Origin of the sequence: Rhizobium leguminosarum bv. viciae, assembly GCF_012276115.1 — a bacterium.
Classification (GTDB): domain Bacteria; phylum Pseudomonadota; class Alphaproteobacteria; order Rhizobiales; family Rhizobiaceae; genus Rhizobium; species Rhizobium leguminosarum_T.
Map to the genome: position 1 here is coordinate 43,730 of NZ_WIEU01000019.1, position 19,833 is coordinate 63,562.

The following is a 19,833-nucleotide window of genomic DNA, read 5'->3' on the forward strand; positions in this document are numbered from 1 at the left end:
GTGGCTGAAGGGAATGGCGAATCTTTGAACGCGGAAGCCGGCCCGCAGGGCAAGCCCGAACGCGGCAAGGCCGTCAAGCTGGTCGATCGCGTCTTCGACCAGTTGCTCGAGCGTATCCGCGGCGGAAACTATCCGCCGGATTCACGCCTTCCCGGCGAACACGAGCTCGCTTCCATGCTGGGTGTGTCGCGGCCGATCGTCCGCGATGCGCTGGCGCGCCTGCGCGATCAGGGCATGGTCTATGCCCGGCAGGGCGCCGGCACCTTCGTCGGCGCACATGGATCACCGACGACGCAGCTTGCCTATTCGCCGGTCAAGACGATCGCCGACATTCAGCGCTGCTACGAATTCCGCCTGACGATCGAGCCGGCCGCCGCCTATTTCGCCGCCAAACGCCGCAATGAGCAGGCGATTCAGAAGATCGCCAGTGCGCTTGCGGATCTGCGCGAGGCGACCAGCCATCAGCTTCACCGCACCGATGCGGATTTCCTCTTCCACCGCGCGGTGACGGAGGCTGCCAACAATCATTATTACACGGCCTCGATCGATGCGCTGAAAGCCCATATCGCCGTCGGCATGCATCTCCACGGCCTCTCTTTGCTCGGCCCCCGCCAGGGGTTGGAACAGGTCTATGAGGAGCATAACGCCATCTACAAGGCGATCGCCGATGGCCGGCCAGACGATGCGCAAAGACTGATGAAAGCGCATCTCGAAGGCTCCCGGGATCGCCTGTTCGAGGGCAGAGTGCTCGACCTATCCTTCTGAAGCGCATCCCGCTCGAAAAAGCAGAAAGATCATCACGATGTTTTCGCTGCTGCCTCGGCAATGCCGATAAGCGCGCTTTTGATCATGCCGCCCTGATCGTCGGGATGCTGGAGACGTCCACCTCCCGTTCGGCGTGCCAAGCATCATAGGCAGCCTGCATGCGCAGCCATATTGCGGGGCCATCACCGAACAATTTCCCAAGTCGGGCAGCGACATTGGGCGAAACCGGCTTCTTCTCGTTCAGAATATCGTAGAGTTGCTGGCGCGAGATTCCGAGCAGATTGGCGATTTCCACCTTGGTTTTTCCCGTTGCAGGGATGATGTCCTCAAGCAGTGCCCCAGGGTGGGAAGGGCAACGCGTCGTCGGCCTCGTCGTTTCATATACGGGCATTGGATCATTCCCCAGTCAGAGCCGCCTCAGTGATGTGACAAGATCACATTTGATCTTTTGATGCCAGAGATCGATTGTCAGCCGGATTTCTGCTTCTTGATGATGCTGATGTTGCCGCTCACTTCGAGGATGGCAAATTTTATCTCCGTCACGCTCTCGATGCCTTCCTGGCTTCGAGCCGCTTGCATGACATCTTCCTTCTGCAGCCGGGCACCTTTGAGTGCGCCTTCGTCGTAGACGCCATCCGTCACCAGAATGGTTGGAACACCATCGATTATATGAGCTGCGCGAGGCCACCACCTCTTCACGTAGGACAGGCCGATATCGGTCGTAAACAGCGTGAGGATCAAGATGACGGCGTTGGTGATCGAGAAGTCATCGCCCAGCATCGCCTGCTGGGTGGTTTCGGAGATCACCAGCACGATGACCAGATCGAACGGCGTCATCTGGGCCAATGTCCGCCTTCCCGACAGACGGATGATCACGAGCAGCGTGAAATAAATTGCCAGTCCACGTAATACCGCTTCCACCGTGCCGCCCTCATGGAAAGATGAAAGTCGATTGGGTGCGAGTCTCGCCGCCCATGCCGATGAGGGCGCGACGAAGGCCGGGAACTTGCGTTTGCAGCCGGAAGACGATCTGCGTCGGCCCAGCCGGGTCGGCGGGGAACACATAACCTATCCGGCCGTCGCGCGCGAAGGTCGCCTTTTGGGGCGGATCGATCCCCTCAACTGAAAAGCTTTGAAGAAAGGCGGCATCGATCGTGAAGACCCTGTCTTCGGATGACGGCGTGAAGGTCACGGTCATGTCCTCGGGGGCATTCCATCGGGAGATGACGGGAAAATCCACGGATCCTTCGGGCAATACGAGTGTTTGCCGCGAAAACGGACCACCTCTTCCCAGCAATCCCAGCAAGCAGGTCACCAAAAGAAGCATGAACACGATCCAGGAAATACGTTGGACAGCCCAGAACCTTTGCTGAAATTCGCTATGATCGAGCACGCCTTCCGGCAACGCGGGCAACTTGTTTGTCTGTCCCATGCCCCCTCCCTGTGCGTTTGGCGGAGAACTTGGCTTGGGCGCAATAGTTCCCGGCAATGAGGGGGTCGTCGCCGTGTACATTGGATGTGAAGCTGTCCAGGCGTCTTCGCCGATCAAGGGAACGAAGAGTACCCCGCCGAGATCTTCTTCCTCGAATGCGGCGGCGCCGGTGCGCGTGAACCGTTTCAGGCGCTGCCCTTCACCGCCGCCGACCGGGATGATGAGCCGCCCTCCAAGGTGCAGCTGTTCTTTCAAGGCGGTTGGCACCTCGGGTGCGCCCGCAGAAACGATAATGGCATCGAACGGAGCGGCTTTCGCCCAGCCCTTGCTGCCATCGCCGACGCGAACGTCAATGTTGCGGTATCCCAGCTTCTCGAACCGTTCCCTGGCCTGAAACGCCAGCTTTTCATGACGCTCGATGGAGTAGACATGTCTTGCTATCCGGCTGATGAGGGCCGAAGCATAGCCGGAGCCGGTTCCGACCTCGAGCACTTTGTCACCGGCATTCAGATTGGCCTTTTCGAGCATCAGCGCCACGATGAACGGCTGCGAAATTGTCTGGCCCTCGCCGATCGACAGCGGTGCATCCTCATAGGCGAATTCCTCGGAGCCTGGAGGAACGAATTTTTCGCGCGGTACCATGCGCATCGCTCCGATGACGCTTTGATCGCGAATGCCACGACGCGTCACGTGGTGCTCCACCATGCGATCTCGGATGCGCGTCATATCCATGGATCAGCTCCACTGTCGCCGATTGCATCGGGGGGCAAACTTCTGGGCGGTGCAGAATATAAAACAAATGGGCGACCGGAGAGTTCCTGAGATGCGCAGGCTGCGGAACGGAGCAGCTTGCTAGACGATTGGCCGAAAGCGAAAATGGAAGAAGCGCTGGCCAATGGCAGCCTGATGCAGCCGAAAGAAGTGGCCGACGCCGTCCTTTTCATGCTGTTGCGACCGCGTAATGTGACCGTCCGCGATCTGGTGATTCTGCCGAATAGCGTGGATCTGTAAACACCGGCCCAGACTGCAGTTAGCCTGATCCTTGCCGATTTCAAAGGAGAGACCATGAGCGACACATCTCGCACGCCAGAAGCACATGCCAAACATGTCATCGGCGTCGACGTCGGCACCGGCAGCGCCCGCGCCGGCCTGTTCGACCTAACCGGCCGGATGCTTGCGTCCGCCAAGCGGAATATCACCCTGTTTCACGAACCGGGCTCCATGGTTGAGCAATCGAGCACCGAGATCTGGGCGGCCGTTTGCGCGGCAGTGCGCGAAGTGGTTTCCTCGGCCGGGGTCGATCCGGCGTCCGTCATGGGGCTCGGGTTCGATGCCACCTGTTCGCTCGTCGTCCTTGGCGAAGGCGGCAAGCCGCTTCCTGTCGGGCCTTCGGAAGATCCGAACCGGGACATCATCGTATGGATGGACCACCGCGCCGTCCCGCAGGCGGAGCGCATCAATGCGCTCGGCCATGACGTCCTGCGTTATGTCGGCGGCCGTATCTCGCCTGAGATGGAAACGCCCAAGCTTCTCTGGCTGAAGGAAAATCGCCCTGAGGTTTTTGATGCCGCGTGGCAATTCTTCGACCTTGCAGATTTCCTGACCTGGCGAGCGACCGGCGATCTGTCGCGTTCGACCTGCACGGTCACCTGCAAGTGGACCTATCTCGCTCATGAAAACCGCTGGGATGGCGATTATTTTCATCAGATCGGCCTCGGCTGTCTCGCCGACGAAGAGTTTGCCCGCATCGGTCAGGCTATCGTCGAGCCCGGCTCGGCCCTCGGTCGAGGACTGACCAAGACTGCAGCCGGCGAGCTCGGCCTGAAGCCGGAAACGCCTGTCGCTGTCGGACTGATCGACGCCCATGCGGGCGGAATCGGAACCGTCGGCACGGGTGCCGGTCCACAAGCCAATCTGGCCTATGTTTTCGGCACCTCCTCCTGCACGATGACATCGACAGCAGAACCGTCGTTCGTGCCCGGCGTCTGGGGGCCTTATTATTCGGCGATGGTGCCGGGACTATGGCTGAACGAGGGTGGCCAGAGTGCCGCCGGCGCGGCGATCGACCAGCTGCTCTCCTTCCATCCGGCTGCCGCGGAAGCGCGGGAGCTTTCGAAGAAGGCGGGCGTTCCGCTGCCGGTTTTGCTTGCAGATATGGCCGCCCTAAAGGCGGGCCGTTCTTCCGACGCCGTCACGCTTGCGAGCGGACTGCACGTCGTTCCCGAGTTCCTCGGCAACCGCGCGCCCTTTGCCGATCCGCACGCCCGCGCAATCATTGCCGGTCTCGGGATGGAGGACGATATAGGCAGCCTGGTCTCGCTTTACGTCGCAGGGCTTTGCGGTATCGGTTACGGCCTGAGGCAGATCATCGAGACGCAAGCCGATGCGGGCGTTACCATCGAAAACATCGTCATCAGCGGTGGCGCCGGCCAGCACGATTTCGTTCGCCAGCTGCTCGCCGATGCGAGCGGCAAGCCGGTCATCGCGACAAAGGCTGAGGAACCGGTGCTCCTGGGGGCCGCCATCCTGGGCGCGGTCGCCGGCGGGCTGTTTGCGGATGTGCGCGAAGCGATGACGACACTCTCGGCGGTCGAAACGACATTTCTGCCATCAGAAGGGGCGATCCCCAATATTCATGACAAGCGCTATGAAGGGTTCAAGGAGCTTCAGGCGCTGGCGCGCAAGCTGCGTATCGGCAGTTAAGGTATCCCAACGCCAAGTCAGGCGGCGCGGTAGCTAGAGGGCCGCTGGATTATGGTTCCGTCAGCCCCTTATGTAAGCTTAGATCTGCAATGCTGTAGGAGGCAGGCTGATGGCGAGTTGTTGTGGTTTTCAATCGACGGGCGGACAGGAAGTTCCGCACGGGCCGCGGGCCTCGATCCACTCTGCTTCATCCCGTCCGGTGTTGCAAACTGCCCGAATTGAAGGTGGTCGCGTCTTGGTCGGAACGAGCCGGCCTTTGTTGCCTCATGACGGTGAGGGACCGGTCAGGTCGGTTCAAATAAACGCGTTCGAAATATCTGTCGGCGCAGTCACCAACGAACAATTCGCGCGGTTTGTCGAGGCAACCGGATACGTGACCGAGGCGGAGCGACTTGGCTGGTCCTACGTTTTCTATAAATTCCTCGATGGAAATATTCCGACATCGGGAGTAGTCGGCGCCGAATGGTGGCGGAAGGTCGAGGGCGCTAATTGGGGCCACCCCAGTGGTCTGGGTTCGTCGCTTGAAAAGCTCCGGAACTTTCCTGTCGTACACATCTCCTGGCAGGATGCGTCGGACTATTGTCACTGGGCGGGCGGACGATTGCCGAGTGAGGCTGAGTGGGAACAGGCCGCACGCGGCGGCCTCGACCAGCCCGTCTACCCATGGGGCGATGAACAGCCGAGCGAGACGTTCACACCCTGCAACATATGGCAAGGACGTTTTCCCGACCTTGATACCGCTGCGGACGGGTATGCCGGCCTGGCGCCGGCACTCTCCTTCGAGCCAAACGGATATGGTCTCTACAATATGGTCGGAAACTGTTGGGAATGGACCGCCGATCCATTCCGCGTTCGTTCTCTCCGAAAGGCGGCCAACTCAGCCAATTCGGCATCCAAACAGGAAGGAAAAAGAGTTCTGAAAGGCGGCTCTTACCTCTGTCATGCATCTTACTGCCATCGGTATCGCATCGCTGCTCGAATGGGCAGCACCGGCGACTCCACGACCGGCCACATAGGCTTTCGCATCGCTTTCGACATCAATTGATCGGCAGATTGACAGCGCGGCCAAGGTAAGTTAATCCATTAACTTGCTGGCTGCACGACGTTCTTGAGGAGGGGCGTCCTGCTACATATGGCCAGGATTGCGCTAGGAGGAGACAGATGAAGCTTGTCAATCGTATAGCCGTTACCGCACTTGGCCTCGCGCTTTGCGCACCAGCAAAGGCCGAAACCCTAAGAATCTATTGGAACGCCGGCCACGCCTACCGAGCTTATGCAGACGTCATCAAACAGTTCGAAACGGATCATCCCGGCTGGACCGTCGAGTGGGGCCGTTTTCAATGGCCGGATCTGCGCACGAAGCTGGTGGCCGACCTGTCTGTTGGTAATGCGCCGGATCTTGTTGCCGAACCTGGTGGCTGGGTGCCGGAATTCGCGTTGCAAGGAAAGATAACCGCCCTCAACGACTTCGTCGCCAAAGACGGAAAGGCGATGGGTTATCCTGACGATTGGCAGGACTTTTCGGTGGCGAGAAATACCATCGATGGAAAGTACTACGGCGTTCAATTACACCTGACGTGCGCGACGCTGGTTTATAACGTCGATCTGCTGAAAGCGGCAGGTTTTGAAAAGCCACCCGCCAACTGGGAAGAATTCCGCAACGCCGCCATTGCCGTTACGAAGAGCGGAAGATTTGGCTTCGCACCCAACCAGGTGGCCACCTACTTCACACCCTGGATCTATCAAAACGGCGGCAAGTTTTACGACAAAGCCGCCAATAAGGTGACTTTCGACAGTCCCGAGTCCGCTCAAGCGCTGCAGTTCGTCGCCGATCTGATCCACAAGGATAAGGCCGCAACCCTTCCTGTCGCCGGCGCTGATTATGAGGGTCCGCAAAAACTGTTCACGGCTGGACGGGCAGCCATGATCCTGACAGGGCCATGGGATGTCGGACCCATCAAAACAGGCAATCCAAAGCTGCATTGGGATGTCGCGCCTTCGCTGACAGAGAAGGATCAGGCAACGATGTCCGGAGGTGTCAGCGTCTTCATTCCGAAGGATGCCAAACATCCGGCGGAAGCGTGGGATCTGTTGAAGCGCTTGGTCTCGCTTGATGCCGAACTGGCGGCCTCGATACCAAATGGCATGACAATGCCGCGCAAATCCTGGGCTGCCGATCCAAAGGTCAAGTCTGATCCGGTGCTCGGGAAATTCAGTCAGTGCCTACCATACGCGGTGGATTCGTCGGCGGAACTCTCCCTGACGGGCAAGAATGCGACTGTTCAGGACCTGTTCAAAGCGGCTGTTCAGGACATTCTCTACAACAACAAGCCCGCCCAGGCAGTGCTGTCGGATTACGCTGCAAAGGCAAACGCAGAACTTCAGAAAAAGTGACGAAAAAGTAGAACCGGAGATCGCCGGCATGAAGTCCTTGAACAGCCACCAAGGCCGTCAGGCAACGTTTGCCTATATCGTATTGTCGCCGGCGATCCTGTATTTCACCGTCTACTTCTTCTACCCGATCGCCGTCGAACTTTGGGCCAGCTTCTTTCGCGGGCAGCCGCTGATCGGTGACTCCGAATTCGCCGGATTTGACAACTATATGCAAGCGCTGACGGACGAAAGGGTTCGCAATGCCTTCATCCGGACCGCTGTCTTCGCAATCTGCGGAACGATCGGGACTCTGTTGCCTGCCCTTTGCCTGGCCGCCATCCTCGCCGGACCCGTCAAGGCTGCAACGACGATCCGGGCGATCATCTTTTTCCCCTACATCATTTCCTTCGTTATCGTTGCGCTGATGTGGAAAAGCATTCTCGACCCATACACCGGCATGTTGAATGCAATGTTGGCCTCCCTGGGGCTACCGATGCAGAACTGGCTGAGCACACCGTCGACCGCCTTGCCGACCATCATCGCAGTCACGGTATGGAAGGATATCGGATATGCAATGCTGATCTACATTGCGGCGATCCAATCGATTCCCAAGGATCTATACGAGGCGGCTGACGTCGATGGGGCATCGGCCAGGCAGAAGTTTTTCCGCATTACCGTTCCGCTGCTGACCCCGACAACGCTCTTTCTCGCCGTCATCAGCATGATCGCCCACCTCCAGGACCTTTCGGCCCCATATCTCTTAACGGGTGGCGGTCCTGCCGAAGCGACAAGATTGTACGCGCTGCATGTCTACGAAACGGCTTTCGTCGAACTCAATATCGGCTATGCATCGGCACTGTCATTTCTGATGTTGATCGTCATCCTGGTCGTCACCGCCTTGCAGTTCCGCTTCCTGAATCGGGAGATCTCTTACTGATGGCAAGCGTAGCAAACCAGCGCTCGGTTGGAACGTCTCTGATCACCTATCTTGTGCTCGCATTCTTCGTGATCCTGGCGCTTTTTCCTTTCTTCTACATGGTGTCGTTATCGCTGCAGAGCGACGCCGATCTGTTCAGCGGCGTGCCAGTTATCATCCCCTCGGAACTGCAATTCTCGAACTACATCACCATTTGGGACAAAGCTCCCTTTGCCCGCTTCATCGTCAATAGCTTCGTGATCGCCGGAGGCATAACGATACTCCATCTGCTGTTCGATCCGCTGATCGGATATGTGTTTGCCAAGCTAGAATTCCCGGGCCGGCGCTTCCTGTTTGCCGCCCTGCTATCGACCCTGATGCTGCCCTTCTTCATCAGAATGATCCCGCTCTATATTCTCACGGCGGAGCTCGGCTGGCTCAACACCTATCAGGGGCTGATCATGCCGTTCGCGATGAGCGCCTATGGCATCTTCATGATGCGTCAGTTCATCCGGCCGGTCCCCTCGGAGCTTCTCGATGCGGCAAGGCTGGACGGAGCGTCGGAGTGGCGGATCTATCGTGCGATCGTTCTCCCGCAGCTTGGGCCACCAATGGCCACGCTCGGGCTTCTCACATTCGTCTTTCAGTTCAACGAGTTTCTCTGGCCGCTGGTCGTCGTCAGCTCGGTCGAAATGCGGCCAATCACCACCGGGCTCACTCTGTTCAATTCCGAATTCTTTACACAGTGGAATCTGACCGCAACGGGCGGGGTCATTCTCTTCGTCCCGAGCCTTCTGCTGTTCGTGTTTATGCAGCGTTATTTCGTCCAGTCGGTGATGATGTCCGGGATGAAATAGTCGAACGAGGTTATCATGAACTCTTCTCCGAATGTCATCGTGTTCTTCACGGACCAGCAGCGCTGGGACACAGTTGGACTTCACGGTCATCCACTCAGGTTTACGCCGAATTTCGACCGCTTGGCCCAGGCAGGCATGTTTGTTCCCAATTCCTTTACCTGCCAGCCGGTTTGCGGCCCGGCGCGCTCCGCGCTTCAGACCGGGCTCTATCCGACGACGACCGGATGCTTTCGAAACGACATCCCGCTTCCTCCGGAACAGAAGACGCTGGCCCACCATTTCGCCAAGGGCGGCTATGAGACGAGCTACATCGGCAAGTGGCATCTTGCCTCCAGGGAACCGGTGCCGCCGGAGGAGCGAGGTGGATATCAGCACTGGCTGGCGTCCAACATCCTGGAATTCACCTCCTATGCTTACGACACGACGATGTTTAATGCGGCAGGCGAAGCGGTGAAGCTGCCCGGCTACAGGGTCGACGCTTTGACAGACGCCGCAATCCGTTATGTCGCCCAGCCGCGGGACAAACCGTACTTCCTGTTTCTGTCGTTCATCGAGCCACACCACCAAAACGAGTTTGATGATTATCCAGCCCCGGTTGGCTACGAGGAGCGTATCCGAGAAAGAATGGAATTGCCCCCCGATCTGGCCGTGCTTGGCGGATCGTCCTCAGAGCATTATCCCGGCTATATGGGCATGATTCAGCGGCTTGACGAAGCGCTTGGGCGGCTCGTCGATGCGTTGATCAGTCTCAAGCAGCTCGACAACACTGTGATCCTGTTCACGTCGGACCATGGCTGCCATTTCAAGACGAGAAACAAGGAATACAAACGGTCGTGCCACGAGGCATCGATCAGAGTTCCGACCTTTTTTCATGGGCCTGGATTTATGAACCGCGGCCCCTACGAGGGGTTGGCAAGTCTTATCGATCTTCCCCCAACTTTGCTCGCGGCGGCCGGGTTGCCGGTGCCGGACGAGATGCAAGGACGGTCGATATTCCGATGTTCTCCGTTGGAGAACGAGAGTATTTTCGTGCAAATAAGCGAGAGCCATGTCGGACGGGCCTTGAGGACCAGGCGCTGGAAATACGAAGTGGGCGGGCCGGAGTTGAGTGGCTGGCATGACATGAACGGTTCCGCTTATGTCGAGACCCATCTTTACGACCTCGAAAAGGATCCGTATGAGCTGGATAATCTTTGCAGGCACGGCGAATTCGAGGATGTTCGCAAGAGCCTGCGAACAGAACTCCTACGCCGGATCGCCGACGCAGGCGAACCTCTACCGACGATAACGCCGATATGAATGAGCACGGGAAACAGGCGCGGCCGTTGCAGCCGGCGTCCAACGAAAGGAACGTGACGGTCGCTGACGTCGCGCGCCATGCAAGCGTTTCTACCGCTGCCGTTTCCTTTTACTTCAGTGACAGAGCTGAACATCTGAAGCGTGTCGGTCCCGAGGCTCGGGAACGTATCCGAGCAGCGGTTGAGGCGCTTGGGTATGTGCCAAACAAGACTGCGCGTCATTTGCGCCGCCAGAAGAGCGAGCGCCTGTGCATCATTCTGCCAAAACTCGGGATCCCTTACGCCGATAAGATGGTGCAGGATCTGGGCCAGGCTGCCGTAGAACGTGGTTTGCTGCCGATCGTGTCAACGGCATCGAACATCGCTGAGCTGCAGAAAGTCCTTGCGGAAGTGGAAGCCGGCTTGGCCGATGGTGTGGTCGCCGACGTTGAGTATCTGAGCGAAGAACAGGTTGACGAAGTTTTCGCCGGCATGGGCAAGGATTGCCTCATCATACACTCGACGGCCCGATCAATGCGATTTAGCGTGCTGAACAACGGCCTCGTGGCGGCACTCGAAACCGCATTCGAGGATCTCATTTCGAAAGGGCACCGAATATTTGCCTATGTTCAAAATACCGGCCTTAGTCCCAATCACCGTCTTCAAGCCATCATGGACCACCAGAGACGGCTCAACGGTGATGTCGTCATCGACACAATGGTGGGGGCCAGCGAAAGATCGTTAGCCGCCGACTGCGCGCGCAGGATCGTGGCGCTCGAGCCACGCCCAACAGCGGTTTTTGTCGAGTCGGACTATACTGCCGTGACGGTGATCGAGGAGTTTTCCCGCCTGGGTATCTCGGTGCCGCGGGAGATCGCCGTCGTGGGATGTGGTAATGCGGAGGAAGGATTTTATTGCGAGCCGCGCCTCACCACGATCGGCCCGGAATGGGGATCGTTGGAGGAAGCGGGGCGCTATCTCATAGATAGCATTGCGACAAGCGAGCGCCAGCCGCCCAGAGCGTTCCACACGAGCTGGACGTATATCTTGCGAGCTAGTGCTTAAACTGTCGGAGCTGAGCAGTCAGCCCTTCTCCAGCTGTCGGCGCCAGCCCGGACGCGCGCAGACAACCAAATGCACCGGCACCGCGACAGAGTTTCGCCCTTGAGCCGGTCATCCGAGGAAGCGCTTGTGAACAACCGGGGAATCCACCCTGGCATCCGGCCTATACGGGGTCTATTGGCGCGACCGACTGGCGCACGATCATTTCGCACTCCAGCTTGACCTTGTGGTTGTCATGCCGCATCCGCGGCGCGGCGATCATCTCGGCAAGTTTCTCGACGGCATAGCGCGCCATGTCGGCATGGGGCAGTTGCATCGTCGTGAGTGGCGGCAGCATATCGCCGGAATAGGATTCATTGTCGAAACCGATGACCGAAAGGTCGCGCGGAATAGAGAGGCCGGCTTCTTTTGCGGCTTCATAGACACCCATGGCAATTCGGTCGCAGAAACAGCATATCGCCGTCGGCCGGTCATCGAGCGCTTGCAGGCGCTTGAAGGCTGCATAGCCTCCCTGAATCGTCCAACGCCCCTTGATGATAAGATGGTTGTCGACAGGAATGTCGCGCATTGTCAACGCTCGGCGATAACCCTTGATGCGCTCGCGAGAGGCTTCGATCGCGTCCTCGCCACCGATATAAGCAATGCGCGTATGCCCGGCATCGATCAGCGACAGCGTTGCCTTCATGACAGCCGACAGGTCTCCGGGCACCACGCTCGGCAGAGGCTTGTCGACCGTATAACAGTTCAAAAGTACGGTCGGCCATTCCGCGAGCTGCGGAGCAAGCGTCACTTGCTGCGTGATCAGCCGCGCATAGATGACGCCCGCAGCTGGCAGCGTCGCGAGATGGCCGAGAGCGGCCTGCTCTGCCTCCTCGTCGGCGTCCGTCGGCATCACCGAGAGCAGATAGCCCAGCTCGTTTGCCGCCTCTGCGGCTCCGTCGATCAAGCCGGCGACATGGGGCGAACTTGTCACCTCGTTGATGAGCATGGCAATCAGAGGACGCCGATCGATGCGCCGAGCCTGCGTCCTGTAACCCATCCTGGCCGCCGCACTGAGAACAGCCTCACGCGTTGCCGGCGATATGCGCGTTCCCGGAGCATTGTTGAGCACAAGCGACACGGTCGCCTGCGAGACGCCGCAGGCGGCAGCGATGTCGGACATCGTCGGCTTTTTGATCACGCGAACCCCTTGCAAGACTGACTATCCGCTTAGCACGAAGTTTTACCAACGCAAAAGCGGTGAGGGCTTGCTTGATAATAATTTTAGTTATAACCAGTGATTTATAACTAATCACTCTGGGAGGAGTGCATGGCAGGAGTAACGCTGGCTGGGGTGTCCAAAAGCTATGGCGCGGTGAATGTCATCCGTGACATTTCGCTTTCGATCAACGATGGCGAGTTCCTGGTTTTCGTCGGACCTTCCGGCTGCGGGAAATCGACGCTTCTGCGCATGATCGCCGGTTTCGAAACCATCACCGGCGGCGACGTCCTGCTCGGCGGCAACCGGGTCAATGACATGGCCGCCCGCGATCGCGGGGTGGCGATGGTCTTCCAGAATTACGCGCTGTACCCCCATATGACAGCTCGCGAGAACATGGCCTTCGGCCTGCGCAATATTGGTACGCCGAAGGCCGAAATCGCCTTACGCATCGATAAGGCCGCCGCCATTCTCCAGCTTGAACCTTATCTCGACCGCAAGCCGAAGGCGCTTTCCGGCGGCCAGCGTCAGCGTGTTGCGATCGGCCGCGCCATCATGCGCGAACCGGATGTCTTTCTGTTTGACGAGCCGCTCTCCAATCTCGATGCCGCTCTTCGCGTCTCGATGCGCACCGAGATCGCCAAGCTCCACCACCGCCTCGCCGCAACCATGATCTACGTCACGCATGATCAGACGGAAGCCATGACCATGGCAGACCGTATCGTGGTCCTCAGGGACGGGCAGATCGAACAGGTCGGCGCGCCGATCGAGCTTTACGAGCGCCCTGCCAATGCCTTCGTGGCTGGTTTCCTCGGAGCGCCGCGCATCAATCTGCTCCCGGCAACAGTCACAGCCGTCGACGGCGAAATGGTCGAACTCGCCTGTGCGGGAGATGCCCGCCTTACTGCCAAGGTTCGTGCCAGTCCCGCCAAAGGCGACACGGTGACGATCGGCCTGAGGCCGGAAATCCTGTCGCCGGCCGATGAAGGAGCGCTCAGCGGAACTGTTGATGTCGTTGAGCAGCTCGGCTCGTTGCAACTTGTCTACGCGACACTTGCTGATGGCACCGCCATCGTCTCCGAACTGCGCGGCGGCGCGGCGCCCTCGATCGGCTCCGTCGCCCGTTTCGCGATCGGCCCCGGCACGCGCCACGTCTTCGATGCAAACAGGGTCTCGATTACCCAGCATTCGGGGGTGCGTGGAGCATGAGTACCAGCAGCCTGACCGCCGCGCGCAGGCGCGACGCACTCGCCGCTTACATCTTCCTCGCGCCTTTCGCGGTGATCTACGCCACGTTCCTGGTCTACCCCTTCTTCAAGGGCTTGTGGATCAGTCTCCACGACTGGGAGCTTGCCGGAAGCTACCGGAAATATATCGGCCTCCTCAACTATGAGGACATGTGGTTCGACACGATCTTCTGGAAGACCGTGGGCAACACGCTGGCCTTCGTCGCCATGACCGTGCCGACCATGACAGCACTGGCCCTGGTGCTGGCTCTTGCCGTGTTCGGGCAGGGGCGGCTCAAGGGTGTGCTGCGGTCCGTGTTCTTCATGTCGAGCGTGTTTTCGGTATCGGTCGTGACGCTGATCTGGTCGATGGTGCTGTCTGCGGACAACGGCCTGCTGGTGCCGCTCTTCAATCTCATCGGCGTCAAGCCCATCAATTTCCTCGGGCACCCGACGCTCGCCATGCCGTCGATTGCGTTGACGACGCTTTGGTGGGGTGTCGGCCTCCCCATGGCGCTGTTTCTGGCGGCACTAAGCCAGATACCACCGGAACTTTACGAAGCGGCCGAACTCGATCATGCCGGTCGGTTCGGCGTCCTGAAAAATATCACCCTGCCGTCGATCCGTCACACCGTGCTCCTGGTTCTGGTCCTGCAGATCGTCGGTCAGTTCCAGATTTTCGGTCAGGCCCACCTGATGACGCAGGGCGGCCCCGCCAATCGGACGCGTACGCTGGTTCAGTACATTTACGAGACGAGCTTCCGCGACTGGCAGGTCGGTTACGCCACGGCCATGTCGTTCGGGCTCTTCATCCTGATGCTTGGCTTCACAATGCTGCAGCTCTGGCTCGGCCGCAGGGGGGACGAATGATGGCAAGCGCACGCACAAGCGGCCTACGCCGCGCCACGGACGTTCTCATCCTCGGCGCAACCATCGCCTTTGCGATCCTCTGGCTTCTGCCCGTCGTCTGGGTCGTCGCCATGTCGCTGAAGCCGAATACCGAGCTGATGCGTTCCACGGCAGGCTTCCTGCCGGTCCCATTCACGCTCGATAATTATAGCGGCCTCCTGAAGCTCGATACCGTGCCGCGCTGGCTGATGCACAGTCTCATCGTCTCGGTAACGATGACAATTTTGGTTCTGGTCGTCTCGTCCATGGCCGGCTACGCGTTCGCGCGCCTGGAGTTCCCCTTCAAGAAGACGCTGTTCATGCTCGTGATTGCCGGCCTGATGGTGCCCGAGCAGGCAGTGTTCATTCCGCTGCACACGATGGTCTCGGGCTGGGGACTGCACAATACCCACTTCGCGCTGGTCATGCCGCGCGTCGCCGTGCCGATCGGTGTGTTTTTGATGATGCAGTTCTTCCGCAGCGTTCCGAAAGAACTGGAGGAAGCGGCCGCCATTGATCACGCCTCACGGCTGACGATCTTTCTGAAGATTATGTTGCCGCTCTCCGTGCCCGCACTGACCACGCTCGGTCTGTTCACCTTCATCTTCGCCTGGAACGACTTTCTCTGGCCGCTCGTCTCGGCGACCAAGGCCGACATGTACACGGTCACGGTCGGCCTTGCCTCGATCCAGACCAACTTCGCTTTCTCGGAGGGCATCGGCGCTGTCATGGCATCGGCGGTCTTTGCCAGCCTGCCCATCGTTCTTCTGTTCCTGATCTTCCAGCGCTTCATCGTGGCAGGTGTTGCCATGAGCGCCGGCAAATAGGCACCGGCCCGACCGGCCATGCCGGGACGGGTTTTTCGCAACGGCATCGCAAGGAGGATATGATGCACAAGACGAAAATGCTGCAACGTCTGGCGCTCGCCACGACACTGATGACCGCGCTCTGGGGAGGAGCAGCCCAAGCAGTCGACATCTCGTTCTTCCGCTTCTTCGGCGATTGCCAAGGCGAATACGGCGAGATGACAGACGTGACCAAGGCCAACGGCGAATGCGGCATCATCACCGCGCTCACCAACAAGTTCAACGCAGAAAACACCATCGGCGCCAAGGTCGTCACCCAGACGGCCGAGTGGGGAGCCTATTACGACCTGCTGACCGCGACTTATTCCACCGGCAACATCCCAGACGTCGCCGTCATGCACGCCTCGATAATGCCGAATTTTTCCGACCGGGATCTCCTGACGCCGCTGACCAAGCCTATTGCCGATCTCGGCATCCAGACAAGCGACTTCGTACCGGCGGCGTTGAAGAACGCTACCGCCAAGAATGAAATTTATGCCCTCCCATACGACCTTCATGCGCTGCTCTTCCATGTCAACATGGACCTGATGAAGAAAGCGGGCCTTGTGAACGCAGACGGCTCGCCGATCCTGCCGAAATCGCCCGAGGAACTGCTCGAGCAAGGCAGGAAGTTCAAGGAAGCGACCGGCAAGTACTATATCGGTTCGGAAGCCCAGAGTTCGGAAGGCATGATGGTGCGCCTGTTCGACACGCTTCTCTGGCAGCAGGGCGTCGATGTCCTCGCCGACGACGGCAAGACGGCCAGCATCAATACAGCGGAAGGGCTGAACGCAGCCAAGCTGATCTCATCGATTTTCTCGGAAGGTCTTGCCAACCCGGCGCTGGATTATCCCGGCTCCGAACAGGCGTTCCTCAACGGCGAAACCGGGATTCTGATCAACGGCACCTGGGGCGTCGACAACTACGATACCCAGGCCAAGAGCGGCAAAGTTGCCCTCAAGGACTATCGCGTCGCCAATGTGCCGCAACTCTACGCCAAGCCGTCCGTCTGGGCCGACAGCCATATGTGGGTCATCCCGCAGGATGACGATCGCAGCGAAGACAAGACGAAAGCCGCTCTCGCCTTCCTCAAGTTCCTGAACGACAACAACTTCCAATGGTCGCGTACCGGCCATTTGTCGACCCGGCAGTCGGTTCTGAATTCCGAAGAGTTCAAGGCCCTGCCGCATCGCGCCGAGTTTGCCGACACTGCCAAAAATGCCATGTCACTGCCGCAGATCCAGAACCAACGTGCGGTCTACAACGCGATGATCACCGACTTGAACGCGATGTGGCTGACAGGCACCGATCCGCAGGCAACGGTTGAAGCGATGCAGGCCGGCGTCGAGCGCGTCCTGCGTCGCAATCGCTAGTTCCTCCAACCCCTCTTGAGGGGGTGGTCTTCCCCCCCCGGGATACGCGCCACGCCATGCGTATCCCGGAACCCCAATCGAAAAGCCGATCTTCCAAGGACAACCGATGAACGCCTATTCCCAGTCGCTCGCCCCAGCGAACACGCCGCTCCGCGAAACACTTTCCCTTGATGGGACCTGGGAGTTCCGCCACGAGACCGATCGTGCTTGGCGGCATGCAAAGGTGCCGGCGCACTGGCAGGCGTGTTTCGAGGATCTCGCCGTCAGCTTCGGATCGGCAATCTATCGCAGGACCTTCACGCTCCCCGCAGAATGGTCGGATCGGGAAATCGCCATCCGCTTCGGTGCTGTCAGCGATCTGGCGACTGTCTCCATCAACGGCACTGAGATCGGCCGTCATGAAGGCGGTTATCTTCCTTTCGAATTCGTGATTCCACCCGCTCTGTTGAAGGCGGAGAACATCGTCGAGGTCCTGGCCTGCCTGCCGGATGCTTATCGCAACGAGGGTGGCGCCGATTTTGCGGAGATCCCGCATGGCAAGCAGAGCTGGTATGGCCCGCAAGGCGGGATCTGGCAGTCCGTCCTCATCGAGGCCCGCGATCCCGCTCACATCTCATCGCTTCGCCTCGACCCGATTTGGCCGGAAGCCAGGCTCGATCTTAAAGCCCGCTTTGCGAGCATGGTTGCAGGCTCGCTGAAAATCGAGATCATCGGCCCGCAGGGCATGCCCGTCTTTACCGGAAACATTCCGACCGCGAGAAATACCCTCGAACATTCGATCCAGCTCGACGCCGTCGCGCCATGGTCGCCGGACAGCCCGAACCTCTATACGATTACAACTATCCTCAGCGCCGACGGCGTCGAGATCGACAGCCGGCAGGAAAGTTTCGGCTTTCGCCGCTTCGAAGCCAAGGACGGCTTCCTGCACCTGAACGGCAAGCCGCTATATCTGCGCGCCGCGCTCGATCAGGATTACTATCCCGATGGTTTCGGCGCGCCGCCTTCGCTCGATCTGCTCGAAGACCAGTTGCGCAAGGCTAAGGCCATGGGACTGAATTGCCTGCGCTGCCACATCAAAGTGCCGGACCCGCGCTATTACGAGGTCGCCGACCGGCTGGGCATGCTGATCTGGAGCGAAATTCCAAATATCGAGACCTTCACCCCGGCCTCCGCCGAGCGCCTGCGCACGACAATGGAAGGTATTCTCGCCCGTGACGGCAATCACCCCTCCATCGTAATCTGGACCCTGATCAATGAAGATTGGGGCACCCGGCTGCGCGAAGCGGCCGAACAGCGGCAATGGGTTTCCGACATGGTCGACTGGCTGCGTGTCGAAGACCCGCTACGGCTCGTTGTCGACAATTCCGCCTGCTTCCCGAACGTCCACGTCAAGACCGACATCAACGACTACCACTTCTACCGAACGGCGGTGGATCGGCGCGAGGAATGGGACACGCTCTGCCGCGAATTCGCAGGCAATGCCGACTGGACCTTCTCAACCGAAAAGGAAGCCGTGCGCACGAGGAAGGAACCGCTTGTCCTCTCCGAGTTCGGCGTCTGGGGTTTACCCGATCCTGCCCGCCTGCGCGAAAAGAACGGCCGCGACCCCTGGTGGATGGCCTATGGTGCCACCTGGGCGGATGGCACGGCACTGCCGCAGGGCATCGAAGCCCGTTTCCGCGAACTCGCCCTTGAGAAAGTGTTTGGCGATCTCGGCCAGTTCATCGAGCAGGTGCAGTGGTATCAATACATGAACCTGAAATACGAGATCGAGGTGATCCGAACGCACGCGCCGATCGGAGGCTATGTCATCACCGAACTCACTGATGTCCATTGGGAAGGCAACGGGCTGATGGACATGGCACGCAATCCGCGCGTCTTCGCCAAATCGCTGCCGGCCGTCAATTCCGACATCGTCATCGCGCCGGGCGCGGCCCGCCACGCCGTCTATGAAGGCCAGACGGCCAGCTTCGACATCAAGGTGTCGAGCGGCGGAACAGCATTGCCCGAAGGCAGTCGCCTCGTCTGGGAATTCGGCGCTGAAAAAGGCGAGATACCGCTGCCGGCTATGGCACCGATGCAGATTCACAATGCCCCGATCACCGCGACAGCAGGTGCAGTGCCGGTGCCCGAGATCCAAAAGGCACGGTTCCAGGTCGTGTCGCCTGATGGAAGCGTGCTGTCTCAGAATTCCGAGACACTCGCGGTCTACGGCAAACGCGATGTGCCGCCCATCCGCTTTGCTTCGAACGACGACGGCATTTCCGAGAGGTTGTCCGCCCTTGGCCATGTTAGCGTATCACCGCACGAGGCGGATGTCTTCGTCACCGAGGACATCGATGCCGGTCGCGTCGAGGCAATCCATTCCGGCCAGCGGGTGCTGCAGATCGTCGACAAGGACCCCGGCCGTCTGCGCGATGACGCGCCGCCGCGCGATGGCCCGATGTCGATCGAAATTGATCCGGGCGCCGGCGGCATGGTTTCCGGACCATACTTCACTTTTCCCGGCTACAATCTCGTCAATCGTCACAAATCGATCTGGCGCGGGGATTGGGTCGGCAACTTTTCCTGGTTGCGCCGGGATGGTGTCTTCGCCCATGTGCCGGGCGGTCCGCTGTTCGATCTGTCCTTCACTGGCGTCGCGCCGCACCAGGTGATGGCCGGCCTCCGTCCCTGGGAATTCCGAGGTCGCGTGCATGCCGGCGTCGTCATCGGCTGGGTTCACAAACCAGCAGCCTTCATCATCGAAAAGCGGCTCGGTCGCGGTAAACTTGTTGCGACCACCTTCCGCCTCCATCAGGAGGCACCGGATGTCGACCCCCTTGCCACCGCGCTTTACGATGGCCTTCTTGCTCTTGCCATAAGACCGTGAGCTCAGCGACCGTCAACGGAGGTCGTGGCAACTTTGCTTCGTGCTA

Annotated in this window: 17 protein-coding genes and 1 pseudogene; 14 read left to right on the plus strand and 4 right to left on the minus strand. The window is 59.3% G+C overall.

Annotated elements, in window-relative coordinates:
• Window positions 1–765 (plus strand): FCD domain-containing protein, encoded by a 765-nt coding sequence (locus GFM02_RS26540; protein WP_168323264.1) that lies wholly within the window; start codon window positions 1–3, stop codon window positions 763–765.
• 82 nt (window positions 766–847) lie between these two features.
• On the opposite strand, the gene GFM02_RS26545 is transcribed toward GFM02_RS26540, so the two are convergent.
• From GFM02_RS26545 to GFM02_RS26555, 3 genes are all read right to left on the minus strand, one after another.
• Entirely contained in the window at window positions 848–1,156 is a 309-nt protein-coding gene (locus GFM02_RS26545; protein ID WP_131665618.1) for a HigA family addiction module antitoxin, read from the minus strand.
• 77 nt (window positions 1,157–1,233) lie between these two features.
• The gene (locus GFM02_RS26550; RefSeq protein ID WP_168303557.1) at window positions 1,234–1,686 is read right to left on the minus strand and encodes a DUF421 domain-containing protein; all 453 of its coding nucleotides are present in this window, start codon (window positions 1,684–1,686) and stop codon (window positions 1,234–1,236) included.
• A gap of 10 nt (window positions 1,687–1,696) precedes the next feature.
• A complete protein-coding gene (locus GFM02_RS26555) occupies window positions 1,697–2,929 on the minus strand; it encodes a protein-L-isoaspartate(D-aspartate) O-methyltransferase (RefSeq protein ID WP_168323265.1) in 1,233 nt (410 codons plus the stop codon).
• 111 nt (window positions 2,930–3,040) lie between these two features.
• Between GFM02_RS26555 and GFM02_RS26560 the strand changes: the two are divergent.
• The 8 genes and pseudogenes from GFM02_RS26560 to GFM02_RS26595 form a co-directional block, all read left to right on the plus strand.
• A pseudogene (locus tag GFM02_RS26560) lies at window positions 3,041–3,208 on the plus strand (glucose dehydrogenase); the annotation flags it as partial.
• Window positions 3,209–3,262: 54 nt separating this feature from the next.
• Complete coding sequence (locus tag GFM02_RS26565) at window positions 3,263–4,900, plus strand: FGGY-family carbohydrate kinase (RefSeq protein ID WP_168323266.1); 1,638 nt, start codon at window positions 3,263–3,265, stop codon at window positions 4,898–4,900.
• A gap of 109 nt (window positions 4,901–5,009) precedes the next feature.
• Complete coding sequence (locus tag GFM02_RS26570) at window positions 5,010–5,945, plus strand: formylglycine-generating enzyme family protein (protein ID WP_168323267.1); 936 nt, start codon at window positions 5,010–5,012, stop codon at window positions 5,943–5,945.
• Between the two features lie 116 nt (window positions 5,946–6,061).
• Window positions 6,062–7,294: an ABC transporter substrate-binding protein gene (locus tag GFM02_RS26575; protein WP_168323268.1), complete on the plus strand. Its 1,233-nt coding sequence runs from the start codon at window positions 6,062–6,064 to the stop codon at window positions 7,292–7,294.
• Window positions 7,295–7,322: 28 nt separating this feature from the next.
• Window positions 7,323–8,210: a carbohydrate ABC transporter permease gene (locus GFM02_RS26580; protein ID WP_168323269.1), complete on the plus strand. Its 888-nt coding sequence runs from the start codon at window positions 7,323–7,325 to the stop codon at window positions 8,208–8,210.
• Entirely contained in the window at window positions 8,210–9,046 is an 837-nt protein-coding gene (locus GFM02_RS26585) for a carbohydrate ABC transporter permease (RefSeq protein ID WP_168271167.1), read from the plus strand. Before GFM02_RS26580 ends, GFM02_RS26585 begins: the two co-directional genes overlap by 1 nt.
• Window positions 9,047–9,061: 15 nt before the next feature.
• Window positions 9,062–10,345, plus strand: coding sequence for a sulfatase-like hydrolase/transferase (locus GFM02_RS26590; RefSeq protein WP_168323270.1), 1,284 nt, complete (start codon window positions 9,062–9,064; stop codon window positions 10,343–10,345).
• A complete protein-coding gene (locus tag GFM02_RS26595) occupies window positions 10,342–11,388 on the plus strand; it encodes a LacI family DNA-binding transcriptional regulator (RefSeq protein ID WP_168323271.1) in 1,047 nt (348 codons plus the stop codon). The genes GFM02_RS26590 and GFM02_RS26595 overlap by 4 nt, the downstream gene beginning before the upstream one ends.
• A gap of 160 nt (window positions 11,389–11,548) precedes the next feature.
• Here the strand turns inward: GFM02_RS26595 and GFM02_RS26600 are convergent, their stop codons facing one another.
• Complete coding sequence (locus GFM02_RS26600) at window positions 11,549–12,565, minus strand: LacI family DNA-binding transcriptional regulator (protein WP_168282903.1); 1,017 nt, start codon at window positions 12,563–12,565, stop codon at window positions 11,549–11,551.
• A 129-nt stretch (window positions 12,566–12,694) separates the two neighbouring features.
• On the opposite strand from GFM02_RS26600, the gene GFM02_RS26605 reads away from it, so the two are divergent.
• The 5 genes from GFM02_RS26605 (at window position 12,695) to GFM02_RS26625 (ending at window position 19,787) form a co-directional block, all read left to right on the plus strand.
• Window positions 12,695–13,792 carry an ABC transporter ATP-binding protein gene (locus tag GFM02_RS26605; RefSeq protein ID WP_168323272.1) on the plus strand — a complete coding sequence of 366 codons (1,098 nt, stop codon included), beginning with the start codon at window positions 12,695–12,697 and terminating at the stop codon, window positions 13,790–13,792.
• The gene (locus GFM02_RS26610) at window positions 13,789–14,679 is read left to right on the plus strand and encodes a carbohydrate ABC transporter permease (protein ID WP_168323273.1); all 891 of its coding nucleotides are present in this window, start codon (window positions 13,789–13,791) and stop codon (window positions 14,677–14,679) included. Before GFM02_RS26605 ends, GFM02_RS26610 begins: the two co-directional genes overlap by 4 nt.
• Window positions 14,676–15,524 (plus strand): ABC transporter permease subunit, encoded by an 849-nt coding sequence (locus GFM02_RS26615; protein WP_168323274.1) that lies wholly within the window; start codon window positions 14,676–14,678, stop codon window positions 15,522–15,524. The genes GFM02_RS26610 and GFM02_RS26615 overlap by 4 nt, the downstream gene beginning before the upstream one ends.
• 62 nt (window positions 15,525–15,586) lie before the next feature.
• A complete protein-coding gene (locus GFM02_RS26620) occupies window positions 15,587–16,915 on the plus strand; it encodes an extracellular solute-binding protein (protein WP_168323275.1) in 1,329 nt (442 codons plus the stop codon).
• 106 nt (window positions 16,916–17,021) lie between these two features.
• Window positions 17,022–19,787 (plus strand): glycoside hydrolase family 2 protein, encoded by a 2,766-nt coding sequence (locus GFM02_RS26625; protein WP_168323276.1) that lies wholly within the window; start codon window positions 17,022–17,024, stop codon window positions 19,785–19,787.
• Window positions 19,788–19,833: the final 46 nt, after the last annotated feature.

Excerpts from the sequence above, each read along its gene's own strand:
- GFM02_RS26620 (WP_168323275.1), top strand. The coding sequence starts at position 15,587 with ATGCACAAGACGAAAATGCTGCAACGTCTGGCGCTCGCCACGACACTG.
- GFM02_RS26590 (WP_168323270.1), top strand. The coding sequence starts at position 9,062 with ATGAACTCTTCTCCGAATGTCATCGTGTTCTTCACGGACCAGCAGCGC.
- GFM02_RS26610 (WP_168323273.1), top strand. The coding sequence starts at position 13,789 with ATGAGTACCAGCAGCCTGACCGCCGCGCGCAGGCGCGACGCACTCGCC.
- GFM02_RS26545 (WP_131665618.1), bottom strand. The coding sequence starts at position 1,156 with ATGCCCGTATATGAAACGACGAGGCCGACGACGCGTTGCCCTTCCCAC.
- GFM02_RS26555 (WP_168323265.1), bottom strand. The coding sequence starts at position 2,929 with ATGGATATGACGCGCATCCGAGATCGCATGGTGGAGCACCACGTGACG.
- GFM02_RS26615 (WP_168323274.1), top strand. The coding sequence starts at position 14,676 with ATGATGGCAAGCGCACGCACAAGCGGCCTACGCCGCGCCACGGACGTT.
- GFM02_RS26565 (WP_168323266.1), top strand. The coding sequence starts at position 3,263 with ATGAGCGACACATCTCGCACGCCAGAAGCACATGCCAAACATGTCATC.
- GFM02_RS26625 (WP_168323276.1), top strand. The coding sequence starts at position 17,022 with ATGAACGCCTATTCCCAGTCGCTCGCCCCAGCGAACACGCCGCTCCGC.
- GFM02_RS26570 (WP_168323267.1), top strand. The coding sequence starts at position 5,010 with ATGGCGAGTTGTTGTGGTTTTCAATCGACGGGCGGACAGGAAGTTCCG.
- GFM02_RS26605 (WP_168323272.1), top strand. The coding sequence starts at position 12,695 with ATGGCAGGAGTAACGCTGGCTGGGGTGTCCAAAAGCTATGGCGCGGTG.
- GFM02_RS26585 (WP_168271167.1), top strand. The coding sequence starts at position 8,210 with ATGGCAAGCGTAGCAAACCAGCGCTCGGTTGGAACGTCTCTGATCACC.
- GFM02_RS26580 (WP_168323269.1), top strand. The coding sequence starts at position 7,323 with ATGAAGTCCTTGAACAGCCACCAAGGCCGTCAGGCAACGTTTGCCTAT.
- GFM02_RS26575 (WP_168323268.1), top strand. The coding sequence starts at position 6,062 with ATGAAGCTTGTCAATCGTATAGCCGTTACCGCACTTGGCCTCGCGCTT.
- GFM02_RS26595 (WP_168323271.1), top strand. The coding sequence starts at position 10,342 with ATGAATGAGCACGGGAAACAGGCGCGGCCGTTGCAGCCGGCGTCCAAC.